Origin of the sequence: Nocardioides sp. CPCC 206347 (assembly GCF_048654605.1) — a bacterium.
Taxonomy (GTDB): Bacteria; Actinomycetota; Actinomycetes; order Propionibacteriales; family Nocardioidaceae; genus Nocardioides.
Map to the genome: position 1 here is coordinate 146,047 of NZ_JBMCYZ010000008.1, position 12,948 is coordinate 158,994.

General features: G+C 71.0%; 11 protein-coding genes and 2 tRNA genes. 5 read left to right on the top strand and 8 right to left on the bottom strand.

What is annotated here, in order from left to right; all coding sequences use genetic code 11:
* Positions 1–8: 8 nt before the first annotated feature.
* Positions 9–81: transfer RNA gene (locus tag ACOACQ_RS22685), tRNA-Glu, on the bottom strand.
* 154 nt (positions 82–235) lie between these two features.
* On the opposite strand from ACOACQ_RS22685, the gene ACOACQ_RS22690 reads away from it, so the two are divergent.
* The 3 genes from ACOACQ_RS22690 (at position 236) to ACOACQ_RS22700 (ending at position 2,518) form a co-directional block, all read left to right on the top strand.
* Positions 236–309 (top strand) — tRNA-Phe (locus ACOACQ_RS22690).
* Positions 310–432: 123 nt separating this feature from the next.
* Positions 433–1,224, top strand: a complete 792-nt coding sequence (locus tag ACOACQ_RS22695; protein ID WP_420289323.1) for a phosphatase PAP2 family protein — start codon at positions 433–435, stop codon at positions 1,222–1,224.
* Positions 1,154–2,518 (top strand): hypothetical protein, encoded by a 1,365-nt coding sequence (locus tag ACOACQ_RS22700; protein ID WP_420289324.1) that lies wholly within the window; start codon positions 1,154–1,156, stop codon positions 2,516–2,518. Before ACOACQ_RS22695 ends, ACOACQ_RS22700 begins: the two co-directional genes overlap by 71 nt.
* 126 nt (positions 2,519–2,644) lie before the next feature.
* On the opposite strand, the gene ACOACQ_RS22705 is transcribed toward ACOACQ_RS22700, so the two are convergent.
* The 6 genes from ACOACQ_RS22705 to ACOACQ_RS22730 form a co-directional block, all read right to left on the bottom strand.
* Positions 2,645–2,827 carry a DUF3073 domain-containing protein gene (locus ACOACQ_RS22705; protein WP_378596724.1) on the bottom strand — a complete coding sequence of 61 codons (183 nt, stop codon included), beginning with the start codon at positions 2,825–2,827 and terminating at the stop codon, positions 2,645–2,647.
* 178 nt (positions 2,828–3,005) lie between these two features.
* Positions 3,006–4,067 carry a phosphoribosylformylglycinamidine cyclo-ligase gene (purM, locus tag ACOACQ_RS22710; RefSeq protein ID WP_378596725.1) on the bottom strand — a complete coding sequence of 354 codons (1,062 nt, stop codon included), beginning with the start codon at positions 4,065–4,067 and terminating at the stop codon, positions 3,006–3,008.
* A gap of 16 nt (positions 4,068–4,083) precedes the next feature.
* Positions 4,084–5,574, bottom strand: coding sequence for an amidophosphoribosyltransferase (purF, locus tag ACOACQ_RS22715; protein WP_378596773.1), 1,491 nt, complete (start codon positions 5,572–5,574; stop codon positions 4,084–4,086).
* 87 nt (positions 5,575–5,661) lie between these two features.
* Positions 5,662–7,017, bottom strand: a complete 1,356-nt coding sequence (locus ACOACQ_RS22720) for a dipeptidase (protein ID WP_420289325.1) — start codon at positions 7,015–7,017, stop codon at positions 5,662–5,664.
* Positions 7,018–7,054: 37 nt separating this feature from the next.
* Positions 7,055–7,414, bottom strand: a complete 360-nt coding sequence (locus tag ACOACQ_RS22725) for a sterol carrier family protein (RefSeq protein WP_420289326.1) — start codon at positions 7,412–7,414, stop codon at positions 7,055–7,057.
* The gene (locus tag ACOACQ_RS22730) at positions 7,414–8,019 is read right to left on the bottom strand and encodes a helix-turn-helix domain-containing protein (RefSeq protein ID WP_378596729.1); all 606 of its coding nucleotides are present in this window, start codon (positions 8,017–8,019) and stop codon (positions 7,414–7,416) included. The genes ACOACQ_RS22725 and ACOACQ_RS22730 overlap by 1 nt, the downstream gene beginning before the upstream one ends.
* A gap of 81 nt (positions 8,020–8,100) precedes the next feature.
* Between ACOACQ_RS22730 and ACOACQ_RS22735 the strand changes: the two genes are divergently transcribed.
* Positions 8,101–9,369, top strand: coding sequence for an MFS transporter (locus ACOACQ_RS22735; protein ID WP_420289327.1), 1,269 nt, complete (start codon positions 8,101–8,103; stop codon positions 9,367–9,369).
* A gap of 72 nt (positions 9,370–9,441) precedes the next feature.
* Positions 9,442–10,470 (top strand): hypothetical protein, encoded by a 1,029-nt coding sequence (locus tag ACOACQ_RS22740; RefSeq protein ID WP_378596731.1) that lies wholly within the window; start codon positions 9,442–9,444, stop codon positions 10,468–10,470.
* Positions 10,471–10,511: 41 nt separating this feature from the next.
* Here ACOACQ_RS22740 and purL read toward each other — a convergent pair whose 3' ends face one another.
* Complete coding sequence (gene purL / locus ACOACQ_RS22745) at positions 10,512–12,836, bottom strand: phosphoribosylformylglycinamidine synthase subunit PurL (RefSeq protein ID WP_378596774.1); 2,325 nt, start codon at positions 12,834–12,836, stop codon at positions 10,512–10,514.
* Positions 12,837–12,948: the final 112 nt, after the last annotated feature.

Genomic DNA, 12,948 nt, shown 5'->3' on the forward strand with positions numbered 1-12,948 from the left:
TCAGGCCGTACCCCCAACGGGATTCGAACCCGTGCTACCGCCGTGAAAGGGCGACGTCCTAGGCCGCTAGACGATGGGGGCCTGCCACGCCAGACCGGAGTCAGGCACGGCCGGGACAGCATAGTGCGAGCACGCACGAAGCGCCCAACCGCCGTCGTCCAAGGGCCCTTCCGCGGCCAGGGTCGCCCTCGCTTTCGTACGACGGCACCCCCTCCGGTAAGGTGTGCGACTGCCTGGCCAGGTAGCTCAGTTGGTACGAGCGACCGACTGAAAATCGGTAGGTCGGCGGTTCGACCCCGCCCCTGGCCACACGCAAGGAACACCCCCGTCGGGACACCGACGGGGGTGTTCTGATTTGTCTTCGCTGATCGTTCCCGGCGAAGGCGCCGGGCATTCAGGTGGCAGTCAGGTTGCCTCCCGCACGCTGCTCCCATGGCAACCACCACGCTGCTGCCGCAGGTCCCCGCGATCCGCCCGATGGCCACTCCCCGTCGGGGCGCGCTGAGCACGGCACTGCTCCTGGCGACGGCGTTCGTCGCGCTGGCTGCCGTCGTCCGCAGCGGCCTGACCGCGTCCACCGAAGGCCGCCTGCAATCGCTGCCGGTCTGGTCCGCCGAGCACGGCCTGATGCCGCTCCTGCGGGCCCTCGAGGTCGCCTTCCACCCGGACAACGTCGCCTTCGTCGGCCTGGTCATCGCGGGTGCGTACCTGCTCCGCGGGCAGGTGCGCGTGGCCGGGTTCGTGGTCGCCACCCTGTGGCTGACGCGCTACGCCACCAGTCACCTGAAGTCACTCGTCGGCCGGGAGCGCCCGTCGTGGCAGTACGGCGGCCACGAGCACGTCGGCGCGGCCTTCCCCTCCGGCCACGCCTCCGCGGCCGCTGCGCTCGTGGGCGTGATCGTGGTGCTCGGTCTCGTCAGCGCCACGAACGAGGGGCAGCGCCGCCGCTGGACCCACCTGGCCTGGACACGGGGCGCGATCGTGCTGGTCGTCGTCGGCGCGGACCGGATCCTGCTGGGGCGCCACTACCCCACCGATGTGCTCGCCGGATGCCTGCTGGCCGCCTGCATCACGCTGGTCGTCGCCGTTCTGGCCGGGCTGGTCCCCGCGCGCCGGGTTGAGCCCGGCACAGGCGACGCGGGACAGTCGTCGGGTGCTCCCCCGCTTCGAGACCATCGCCCGACACCGGCCGGTGGCGATCGTCGGAGTCCCGTGCGTCAGTGAGGAGTACGACGCGGGCGCAGGACCGCGGTCAGGAAGCGCAGCAACACCCCTCCTGGCGCCGTACGCCGCCATCGAGGTGGCGTTGCCCCCTGACGCCCGTACGACGACCCTGGCCCTCACAGGCACGGACGGCTCCGCGCTCGGGGTCAGCCTCACCGAGGGCGCGGTGGGGCTGTCGGTGGCCGTCGGTGGCTCCTCGACCGCGCACCGGAGCCGTCGTCACGGCCGCGTCGGAACCCCACCGGCCCGACTGGCCCTGACCCTCACCGGGACACACCTGGCGGCGCTGACGCTCGAGAACGGCGCCTGGGTGGTCCGGGGACGCGTCGACCTCCGCGGGATCGTCGACACCCGGGACGGCACCTGGCTGGCCGGACTGACCAGTTCATGGACCGGCGAGGTCCGGGCCTGGTCGGCCGGGGGCTTCGGGCAGCTCGGCCTGCGCGACATCCGGCTCGTGTCGCACGCCGACGGGTCGCCGTACCGCGATGAAGGAGGGGTGCTGTTCACGGCCACCAGCGCCGGCCCGGGCTTCTTCGACACCGGCCACACGTCGGTCTGGCAGCTGGCCGACAGCGGCCTGACCCACCGCGCCGACCTGTTCTTCCAGCGCCCGGACCGTCCCGGCGCCTTCGGCGACCACGCCACGCACCTGGTGCGTGACGGCGAGCAGTGGCTGGTGGCGACGAGCACGTGGGCCGACTTCCCCGCCGACAAGGCCGAGCGACGCGACGCGACCGTCCAGATCACCGTGGCGGAGTCGACCGGGGACCTGCTCCGTGGCCAGCACCTGCTGGCCACGCGGTCGCTGGAGGTGCCGACCGACGGGCCGAGCGTGGGCGTGTGGGATCCGCACCTGGTGCGCACCGAGACCGGTGAGTGGCTGGTCGGCTACGTCAGCGCGAGGAAGTTCTTCGACTTCCATCCCGTGCTCGCGTCCGGGCCCTCGCTCGACGACCTCACCCTCCGGGGAGCAGCGACCGACCGCCGCGCGACCGAGGGCACCACGATCGTGCGCATCGGGGACGACTGGCGAGTGCTCGCCAGTGACGGCAGGGACAACTCCAGGGCCACCCGCGGGCGGTTCCCGGTCTTCGACCTGGACCTCCGCGAGATCGGCACCCTGGAAGCGCCGTACCCCACGAACATCCCGTGGCCGACCGTCATCGCTCCGGACGAGTACCGGCCCGATGACGGATGGTCACTGGTGACGTTCGACGGGACGCCCGCAGGCGGGCGGCTCGCCGGTTACGGCACCCACGGGGATGTCGTGGTGATGCGCGCCAGCCGGTGAGGCTGACGGACGCGCTGTTTGATTCAGTCGCGCAAATTACTCAGTCGCGCGGCAGCGCGTCGGGAGGCGTCCCCCGGGCAGCTTGCTGCCCCGGATCTGCGTCGAAGACGCGCTCGCGCAAATGATTCAGTCGCGACGGTCGGAGTAGTCCGACCACTCGTCGCGCTCGTCGACCTTCTCGGCGACCTCTCGCGGAGCGGGCTCACCATGGAGCTCGCGCGCAAGGGCCGACAGATCGGTCTCGTGCGTCTGGTACTTCAGGTCGCGTGCGACCTTGGTCTGCTTGGCTTTCGCTCGGCCGCGGCCCATAGGGTCCAGCCCCCTCGCACACTTGGCCGGTAGCCCTCGGGGCCCCGGACTGCTGAATCTGAGTCTCGTGGGCACAACATTACATGGCCCGTGGATGTTCCCGTACTCCGGTCTCGGCGATCCGCCGGGTTTGAGGCCCACGTCACCAATCGGGTCCCCCACCGGGTTCCCGACCGCGTCACCAACCGGGGTGCCGGCCCACCAGTTCGACGGTGCCCTTGAGCTCCGGGTCGGCCGCGACGTCGCCGGCGACCCAGGCATTGATCCCGAACTCGGCCAGGCGGGCGATCGCGGCGTCGACCGAATCGGGCGCGACCATCGCGACCATGCCGACGCCGCAGTTGAGCGTGGCCTCGAGGTCAGGCTGGGAGACGTTGCCGAGCTTGCGGACGACGTCGAAGACGGGGCCGGGCGTCCAGGTGCCGCGGTCCAGAGTGGCCTTGAGCTCGGGCGGCATGACCCGCGCGAGGTTGTTGGCCAGGCCGCCACCGGTGACGTGCGCCATGGCGTGCGTCTCGGTCTCGCGGGCGATGGCCAGCGAAGGCTTCGTGTAGAGCCGGGTCGGGACGAGGAGCTCCTCGCCCAGGGTGTGGCCGAACTCGTCGACCTGGCGGTCGACCGTCCAGCCGGCCTGGGTGAAGAAGACGTGGCGGGCCAGGGAGTAGCCGTTGGAGTGGAGGCCGCTGGCCTCCATCGCGATCACGACGTCCCCGGCGCGCACGAGGTTGGCGCCGAGCAGGGCGTCGGCCTCGACGACACCGGTGGTGGCGCCCGCGACGTCGTACTCATCGGGGGCGAGGAGACCGGGGTGCTCCGCGGTCTCGCCACCGACGAGCGCACAACCCGCCTCGACACATGCTTCAGCGATGCCCTTGACGATGGCGGCGATCCGCTCGGGAACCACCTTGCCCGTCGCGATGTAGTCGGTCATGAAGAGCGGCTCGGCACCGCAGACGACGAGGTCGTCGACGACCATGCCGACCAGGTCAAACCCGATCGTGTCGTGCTTGTCCATCATCTGCGCGACGGCGACCTTGGTGCCGACACCGTCCGTGGAGGTGGCCAGCAGCGGGCGCTTGTAGGCGAGCAGGGCCGAGGCGTCGAAGAGTCCGGCGAAGCCGCCGAGGCCACCGAGCATCTCGGGGCGGCGGGCCTTCTCGACCCACTCCTTCATGAGGTCGACGGCGCGGTCCGCGGCCTCGATGTCGACTCCGGCGCGCGCGTAGGCGTTGTCGTTCATGGTTCTCCGGCCAGGATCAGGGGTTGTTGAAGACGGGGAGTGCTTCGCCGTGGGTGCTCGGCTGAAGCGTTGCTTCGAGCAGGTGCTTGCCGAGCAGGCTCTCGTCGGGAAGCTCGATCGGGTACTTGCCGGTGAAGCAGGCCGTGCACAGGGTGCTCTCCTGCTGGCCGGTGGCGTCGATCATGCCCTCCAGCGAGATGTAGCCGAGGCTGTCGGCGCCCACGGACGCGGCGATCTCCTCGGGCTCGAGCCCGTTGGCGATCAGCTCGGCGCGGGTCGCGAAGTCGATGCCGTAGAAGCACGGCCACTTGACCGGCGGGCTGGAGATCCGGACGTGCACCTCGAGGGCGCCTGCCTCGCGGAGCATCCGGACCTGGGCACGCTGCGTGTTGCCGCGCACGATCGAGTCGTCGACGACCACGATCTTCTTGCCGCGGATCATGTGCTCGAGGGCGTTGAGCTTGAGCCGGATGCCGAGCTGGCGCAGGGTCTGGCTGGGCTGGATGAAGGTCCGCCCGACGTAGGCGTTCTTCACGAAGCCCTGGCCGAACGGGATGCCGCTCTCCAGGGCGTAGCCAGCAGCAGCCGGGGTGCCGGACTCGGGGACCGGGATGACCAGGTCGGCGTCGACCGGGAACTCGCGGGCCAGCTGTCGGCCCATCTCGACGCGCGCCTCGTGGACGCTGCGGCCCGCGATGGTGGCGTCCGGTCGGGCGAGGTAGACGTACTCGAACACGCAGCCCTTGCGGCGCGGCTCGGCGAACTTGTGCGAACGAAGGCCGTCCTCGTCGATGACGATCAGCTCGCCCGGCTCGACCTCGCGCACGATGCTGGCGCCGACGGTCGCCAGGGCGGAGTCCTCACTGGCCACGACCCAGCCGCGCTCCAGTCGACCGAGCACGAGCGGCCGGATGCCCTCGGGGTCGCGGGCGGCGTACAGGGTGTTCTCGTTCATGAACACGAAGGAGAACGCGCCGTTGACGAGCGGCAGCAGCTCCATGGCACGGGCCTCGAGCGACTGGTCGGGGTGGTGCGCGAGCAGCGCGGTGACCAGGCTGGTGTCGTTGGTCGCGGCTTCGAGGTTGCGGGCGTGGATGTCCAGCTCGCCCTCGTCGCTCGGCAGCTCGGCGACCATCTGCGCCAGATCGGCGGTGTTGATGAGGTTGCCGTTGTGGCCGAGCGCGATCGAGCCGTCGGCCGTGGGCCGGAAGGTCGGCTGCGCGTTCTGCCAGGTGCTGGCGCCGGTCGTCGAGTACCGGCAGTGGCCGACCGCGAGGTGGCCACCGAAGGACGCGAGGGTGTTCTCGTCGAAGACCTGGGAAACCAGTCCCATGTCCTTGTAGACGAGGATCTGCCGACCGTTGCTGACCGAGATCCCTGCAGACTCCTGGCCCCGGTGCTGCAAGGCATAGAGGCCGAAGTAGGTCAGCTTGGCGACGTCTTCACCGGGGGCCCACACACCAAAGACTCCGCACACGGTGCTGAGCCTACCGGCCGAGCGCCGGATCCCTCATTTCGTCCGAGTTGGGGTTTGTCACCGTCGAGTTGGGGTTTGTCGACGTCGTACGGCGGTGACAAACCCCAACTCGGCGAATCAGGACGCGCCCAGGTTGCGGAGCAGCAGGGCCTCGGCGAGCAGGACCTTCTCGAACTCGGCCAGGTGCAGGCCCTCGTTGGGGCCGTGGGCCCGGGTGTCGGGGTCCTCGACGCCGGTCACGAGCACGGAGGCCTGCGGGAACGTCTCGAGGAACTCCGCGATGAACGGGATCGAGCCACCGACGCCCATGTCGACCGGCTCGGTGCCGTCCCAGGCCTCGGCGAACGCGGCCCGCGCGGCGTCGTACGACGGCCCGGTGGCGTCGATCTGCGTGGCCTCACCGGTGTCGACGACCGTCGTGGTCAGGGTGGCGCCCCACGAGACGTTGGCCTCGAGGTGGCGCTGCAGGCAGGCCAGGGCGTTCTCGGTGGTGTCGCCGGGGGCGATCCGGAGCGAGATCTTCGCGCGCGCCGCGGGGACGAGCGTGTTGGAGGCGCCGTCGACCTTGGGGGCGTCGAGACCGGTGATGCTGAGTGCCGGCTTGGTCCAGAGGCGCTCGACGGCCGAGCCCTCGCCGATCCACTCGATGCCGGCGGCGGCGCCGGACTCGGCGCGCAGGCGGTCCTCCGGGTAGTCGACGTCGGCGGCGGGGCCACTGAACAGGCCTTCGACGGCCACGTTGCCGCGGTCGTCGTGCAGCGTGGCGATCAGGCGGGACAGGGTGATCAGGGCGTCCGGCACGAGGCCGCCCCACATGCCCGAGTGCACGGCGTGGGTCAGGGTGCGGACCTCGACGTCGACGCGGACCAGGCCCCGGAGCGAGGTGGTGAGCGCGGGGACACCGATGTCCCAGTTGCCGGAGTCGGCGATCACGATGACGTCGGCAGCGAGCCGGTCCTGGTAGGCCTTGAGCAACGCGGGGAGCGTGTCGGAACCGACCTCCTCCTCGCCCTCGATGAAGACCTTCACCGTGACCGGCAGCTCGTCGCCGAACGCCCGCAGCGCGGCGATGTGGGTGATGATCCCGGCCTTGTCGTCCGCGGCACCGCGCCCGTAGAGGCGGCCGTCGCGCTCGGTCGGCTCCCACGGCGGGCTGTCCCACTCGGCGTGGTCGTTCTCGGGCTGGACGTCGTGGTGCGCGTAGAGCAGCACGGTGGGCGCACCGTCGGGGCCGGCACGGTGGCCGATCACGGCAGGCGGAGCGCCGTCGTACGCCCGGACGATCTCGACGTCGACGCCTTCGGCAGCGAAGAGGTCGGCCGTCGCCTGTGCGCTGACCTCCACCTGGTCGAGGCGGTCGGGGTCAGCGCTGACGGACTGGATCCGGACGAGGGCCTCGAGGTCCGATCGGACGCCCGGGAGGAGCTCGGCAAGACGCGTACGCAGGTCATGGGTGGAGACAGGTGCGGTCATGGGCCCCAACTTATGACCTGGCCGCGTGTCGCCGAAATCACCCCAGGGGGAGGTACGGCGCCAGGTCGGTGCGCTCGCCACTGGCACGGACCGTCCCCGCCTCGACGGCCTCGGCCCAGGTGAGGTCGCCGGTCGCGAGCGCGATCCAGGTCCCGGCGTCGGTCTCGATGACCGCCGGCGGAGTGCCGCGCGTGTGGCGCACCCCCTCGACCACCTGGACGGCGGCGTACGGCGGCACCCGCACCTCCACCGACCGTCCGGGCGCGATCGCCTCGAGCAGCGCGAGGTAGTGCTTCGTGAGCAGCCGCAGGTCGCCCCGCTCCGGGGTGTCGGACGCCAGGCGCCCGAGGGCGTCCGCGACCAGTTCGGGGTCTGCGGGGCGCAGCCGGGACGCCATCAGTCCTCGCCCGCCGAGTCCGACGAGCCCGACGAGCCCGACGGCGACTGGGGCAGCTCCGGGTACGGCTGGATCAGCTGGAACACCGAGTAGGTCTCGCGGTCGGCGTCGACACCGCCCGCGCGGCCGACGTCCCGGTACCGCTCGACCACGGCACCGAGCTCCTCCATCAGCTGCTCGGACTCCTCGGCCGACAACAGCAGCGACCACTCGGACACGCTCTTCTTCACCGGCGTCTCCGCCTGGTCCAGTGCGCGTTCGACCAGGTGCCGGCCCCACTCGATCGCGTTCCGCTGGAACACCGTGTACGCCGCCCGTCCGCCCGGGCGGGCGAGCATGTCCGAGGTCCGGAACCGGATGCCGTCCGGATCCACCATCCGCCACACCCGGTCGCGCCGGTCCCGGGCGGCGTCGGGGTCCTCCTCGACCAGGCCGTACTTGGCCAGCTGCCGCAGGTGGAAGCTCGCCTGGTTGGCCGGGATGTCGATGCGCCGGGCGATGTCTGCCGCGCGCAGCGACCCAGCCGCGGAGAGCTCGTGCAGCACCCGGTTGCGGGTCGGGTGGGCGATCGCGCGCAGGATCCGCGGGTCGTCGTACATCACCATGGGCGCAGCCTACCGACATGCGCACGACTCTTTGCGCAATATGTATTGCGCAATGGTTGTTGCGCAACTTATGGTGCGGGCATGTCGTCCTTCCGAGCGCTCTCCCGCAACCACGACTTCACGGCCCTTTGGGTCGGGGCAACGGTGTCCGAGCTCGGCACCCGGATCACCGCGTTCGCCATGCCGCTCGCGGCGTACGCGCTCTCGGGATCAGCGTTGTGGGCCGCAGCCGCCGAAGGGATCTTCCTGCTGGGCATGGTCGCGATGCTGCTGCCGGCCGGGGTGCTCGCGGACCGTCGGCACCGACTGCGCCTGATGCGCTTCTCCCTCGGTTCCGGCGTCGTTCTCTACGGCACCCTCGTGGTGGCCGGTGTCAGCGGCACCCTGACGCTGCCGCACCTGCTCGCGGTCGCGCTGGCCACCGGGGTGGTCACCGGGCTGTTCAGCCCCGCGGAGTACTCCGCGATCCGCAGCATCGTGTCCCAGGAGGAACTGCCGACGGCACTCAGCCAGCAACAGGCGCGCCAGCACGTCGCCGGACTGCTCGGCGGACCCGTGGGCGGCGCCCTGTTCTCCCTGGCGCGGTGGGCGCCGTTCGCCGCCGATGCCGTCACCTACGCCATCGGCTGGCTGCTCCTCGGCCGGGTCCGTGCCGACCTCTCCCCCGAGCCCGCCCCCAGCGACTCCCACCCGGTCCGCGACCTGGGCGAGGGACTCCGCTTCCTCTGGGACCGGCCGTTCCTGCGCGTCCTGCTGGTCTGGTCCCCCGCCGCCAACCTGTCGATCAACGCGCTCTTCTTCCTCGCCCTGCTCCGCCTGATCGAGGCCGGCTTCCCCGCCTGGCAGATCGGCCTCGTCGAGACGGCGATCGGGGCCTTCGGCATCCTCGGGGCCCTGGCCGCGCCCCGGCTGATCGACCGCTACGCGACCGGCCCCCTGACGATCGTGGTCGCGTGGAGCTTCGTGCCGCTGTCGCTCCCGCTCGCGCTCTGGAACCACCCGTGGGCGCTGGCCCTGGCCGCATCCGTCGGCATGTTCCTCAATCCCGCCGGCAACGCCGGGGTGATGGCCTACCGGATGGCGATCACCCCGCCCGCCCTGATCGGACGGGTGCAGTCGACCATGCAGTTCACCTCGATGCTGACCATGCCGTTGGCCCCGGTGCTCGCGGGCGTGCTCCTGTCCGTGCTCGACGGCGGGACAGCCGTCCTCGCCCTGACGGCCTTCGTTGCCGCCGTGGCCCTGATCCCGACCCTCGCGCGGTCGGTACGAACGGTCCCCCGTCCGCGGGACTGGCCGCGCCTCGCAGACCCGCGCGCAGACCTCGACCCCGTCCTCGCGCAGGCCTGAGAACGGGGCCTGCGGGGGGCGTGATGGTGAGCCACCGCGGTGCGACGAGGTCGCGCCCGTCAGAATGGGTCCATGGTTCTCCGTCGCTGTGCTGCCGCTGCCCTCGGGCTACTGGTCCTCGCACCGGGACTCACCGCCTGCGGTGACGACGCCGGGGTCGAGGTCGGCGACGTCGTGGCGGCCCGGGCTGACGACCAGTTCAGTGAGGGCTCGCCCTCCTCCGTGGTCCTGCCCCGCGGGCGGCTCGAGATCTCCTTGGGCGAGCCGACCGACAAGCTCGGCGCCGACGACACCCGCCAGCTGGAGGCCATCACCGCGCCCGCAGGCAGCACGTTCGTGCCGCTCACGTGGCAGTACGACGCCGCGACCTTCAACGACTACGCCGACTTCCTCACCACCGAGAGCACCCCTGCGATCACGCTCTTGGCCGACGGGGCGTCGTACCGCCTTCCTGCACCGCGGGAGACGGGCGAAGGGTCCGCGTCGTTCTACGTGCTCGTCTCGGGATCGGCGAAGGAACCCAGCCTCGCCGTCGACTTCGAGGGTGTGAAGCAGACGGTCGACCTGGCCACCGGGGAGCGCGACGCCGGCCTGGCGGAGCCCCTCTACGACCTCAAGCCCCCGAAGGACAAGGCCAGCAACTGCACCACGGACGCGACCTTCGCCGAGAAGGTCGTCGTGGCGGACTTCGCCTGCAGCGTGCGCCGCGTGGTGCGCCTCCCCTACGCCGGCAGCGCCTGGGCCGAGCCCGACCACACGTGGCTGGGCGTCACGATCCGCACCTCACTGGGCCGCTACGCCGTGTCCGCGGACGCCCGCTCCGGAGCGATCTACTACCCCCTCGAGGTCACGCCGACCTTCACGCTGGGCAAGGTCAAGTCCGCCGCCGTCATCGAGGACACCGCGTCCCGGTCGTGCCCCGACCTCACGCAGGGCGGCTGCACCACCGTCTACAACGTGGTCTTCGACCTGACCGAGGGAGCCTCGACCCGGCTCGGTGCGACCTTCACCTACGACATGACCCAGACGTCGATCTACGGCGGCGCGGACGCCGAGGAAGAGATCACGGCGGACATCGAGGTCCGCACCAAGGTCCGCTGACCCGCCCCGGGCGACGCCCGGAGCTGATCAGCCGAAGGCGATCAGCCCAAGGCAGCCGGCAGGGTCGCCGTCCAGGCGTCCCGCAGGTCAGCGACGGCGACGTCGAACTGGCCCTCGACCACGAGGGACTCGCCGCCGGTGGTGCCGAGCACGGTCATCGGGACGTCGTGGCGCGCACACAGCGCACGCAGCTCGTCGATGTCCACGTCCTCGACGGTGACGACGGCGCGCGCCGCCGACTCGGCGAACAGGCCCACGAACGGGTCACCCTCGAGCGTCACGGTGGCTCCGATCCCGCTGACCATCGCGCCCTCGGCCAGCGTCTGTGCCAGGCCACCGTCGGACAGGTCGTGCGCGCTGGTCGCCAGGCCCACGAGGTCCTTCAGGAGTCGGGCGAGGCTGCGCTCGGCGGCCAGGTCGACCTGCGGCGGCAGGCCGCCGAGGTGGCCGTGCACGACGTTGGCCCATTCGGAGCCGGACAGCTCCTCGCGGGTGGTGCCGAGCAGGACGATCTGCTCGCCGGCCGCCTGGAAGGACGACGGCGTCCGGCGTCGTACGTCGTCGACGACGCCGAGCACGGCCACGACGGGCGTCGGCAGGATGGCCGTCTCGCCGGTCTGGTTGTAGAGGCTGACGTTGCCGCCGGTGACGGGGATGCCGAGCTCGAGGCAGGCATCCTTCAGGCCGCGGCAGGCCTCGGCGAACTGCCACATCACGTCGGGGTCCTCGGGGGAGCCGAAGTTCAGGCAGTCGCTGACGGCCAGCGGGACGGCACCGCCGGTGGCCACGTTCCGGTAGGCCTCCGAGAGGGCGAGCTGGGCGCCGGCGTACGGGTCGAGCTTGGCGAAGCGGCCGTTGCAGTCGGTGGCGAGCGCGACACCGAGGTTGGTCTCCTCGTCGACGCGCACCATGCCGCTGTCGGACGGCTGCGCGAGGACGGTGTTGCCCTGCACGTAGCGGTCGTACTGGTCGGTGATCCAGGACTTGTCGCAGAGGTTCGGGCTCGCGACGAGCTGGAGCAGCGTGGCCTTCAGCTCCTCGCCGGTGGTCGGGCGGGCGAGCGCCTCGGCCTTGTCGGCCTGCAGCGCGTCCTGCCACGACGGGCGGGCGAACGGGCGCTCGTAGACGGGGCCGTCGTGGGCGACGGTCCGCGGGGGGACGTCGACGACGGTCTCGCCGTGCCAGTCGATGACCAGGCGACCGCTGTCGGTGACCTCACCGATCACGGCGGCTTCGACGTCCCACTTGGTGGTGATCGCGAGGAACGCCTCGATGTCGGCGGGCTCGACGACCGCCATCATCCGCTCCTGGCTCTCGCTCATCAGGATCTCCTCGGGCGACAGCGTCGAGTCGCGCAGCGGCACCTTGTCGAGGTGCACGTGCATGCCACCGTCACCGGCGGACGCGAGCTCGGAGGTCGCGCAGGAGAGGCCGGCACCGCCGAGGTCCTGGATACCGGCGACCACGCCGGCCTGGAACAGCTCGAGGGTGCACTCGATGAGGAGCTTCTCCATGAACGGGTCGCCGACCTGGACGCTGGGCCGCTTGGCCGGGCCGTCCGCGTCGAAGGTCTCGGAGGCGAGCACGGACACGCCGCCGATGCCGTCGCCACCCGAGCGGGCGCCGTACAGGACCACGAGGTTGCCCTCGCCGGATGCCTTGGCGAGGTGGAGGTCCTCGTGGCGCAGCACGCCGACACAGAGCGCGTTGACGAGGGGGTTGCCGAGGTAGGACTCGTCGAAGACGGCCTCGCCGCCGATGTTGGGCAGGCCGAGGCAGTTGCCGTAGCCACCCACGCCGGCGACGATCCCGGGCAGCACCCGGTGGGTGTCGTCGGCGTCGAGCGGGCCGAAGCGCAGCGGGTCCATCACGGCGACCGGGCGGGCGCCCATCGCGATGATGTCGCGGACGATGCCGCCGATACCGGTCGCGGCGCCCTGGTAGGGCTCGACGTACGACGGGTGGTTGTGGCTCTCGACCTTGAAGCTGACGGCGTAGCCCTGGCCGATGTCGATGACGCCGGCGTTCTCGCCGATGCCCGCGAGCATCGGGCCGATAGGAGTCTCCTGGGGAATCTGGGAGAACTGCTTGAGGTGCACCTTGGAGGACTTGTACGAGCAGTGCTCGCTCCACATCACCGAGTACATCGCCAGCTCGGAGCTGGTCGGACGGCGCCCGAGGATCTCCTTGATCCGGTCGTACTCGTCGGTCTTCAGACCGAGGTCGGCCCAGGGCTGTTCTCGGTCCGGGTCGCCGGTCGCGACCGCGACGGTGTCGAGCGCGGGACGTGCGGGTGCAGGAACGGAGTCGGCCACGGACGCAAATCTATCGGCCGGGGTCGGCGTTCCCTCCGCCCGCTCCCCCATGAGATCGCTCACCACCGCACTCCGGGGGTCCCGGGACGGCTCGCGCCGCGAATTACAGGTCTGTAGTTATCACCGAGGCCTGTTACGGATGTGAAAGTTGGGGTTACCGTGA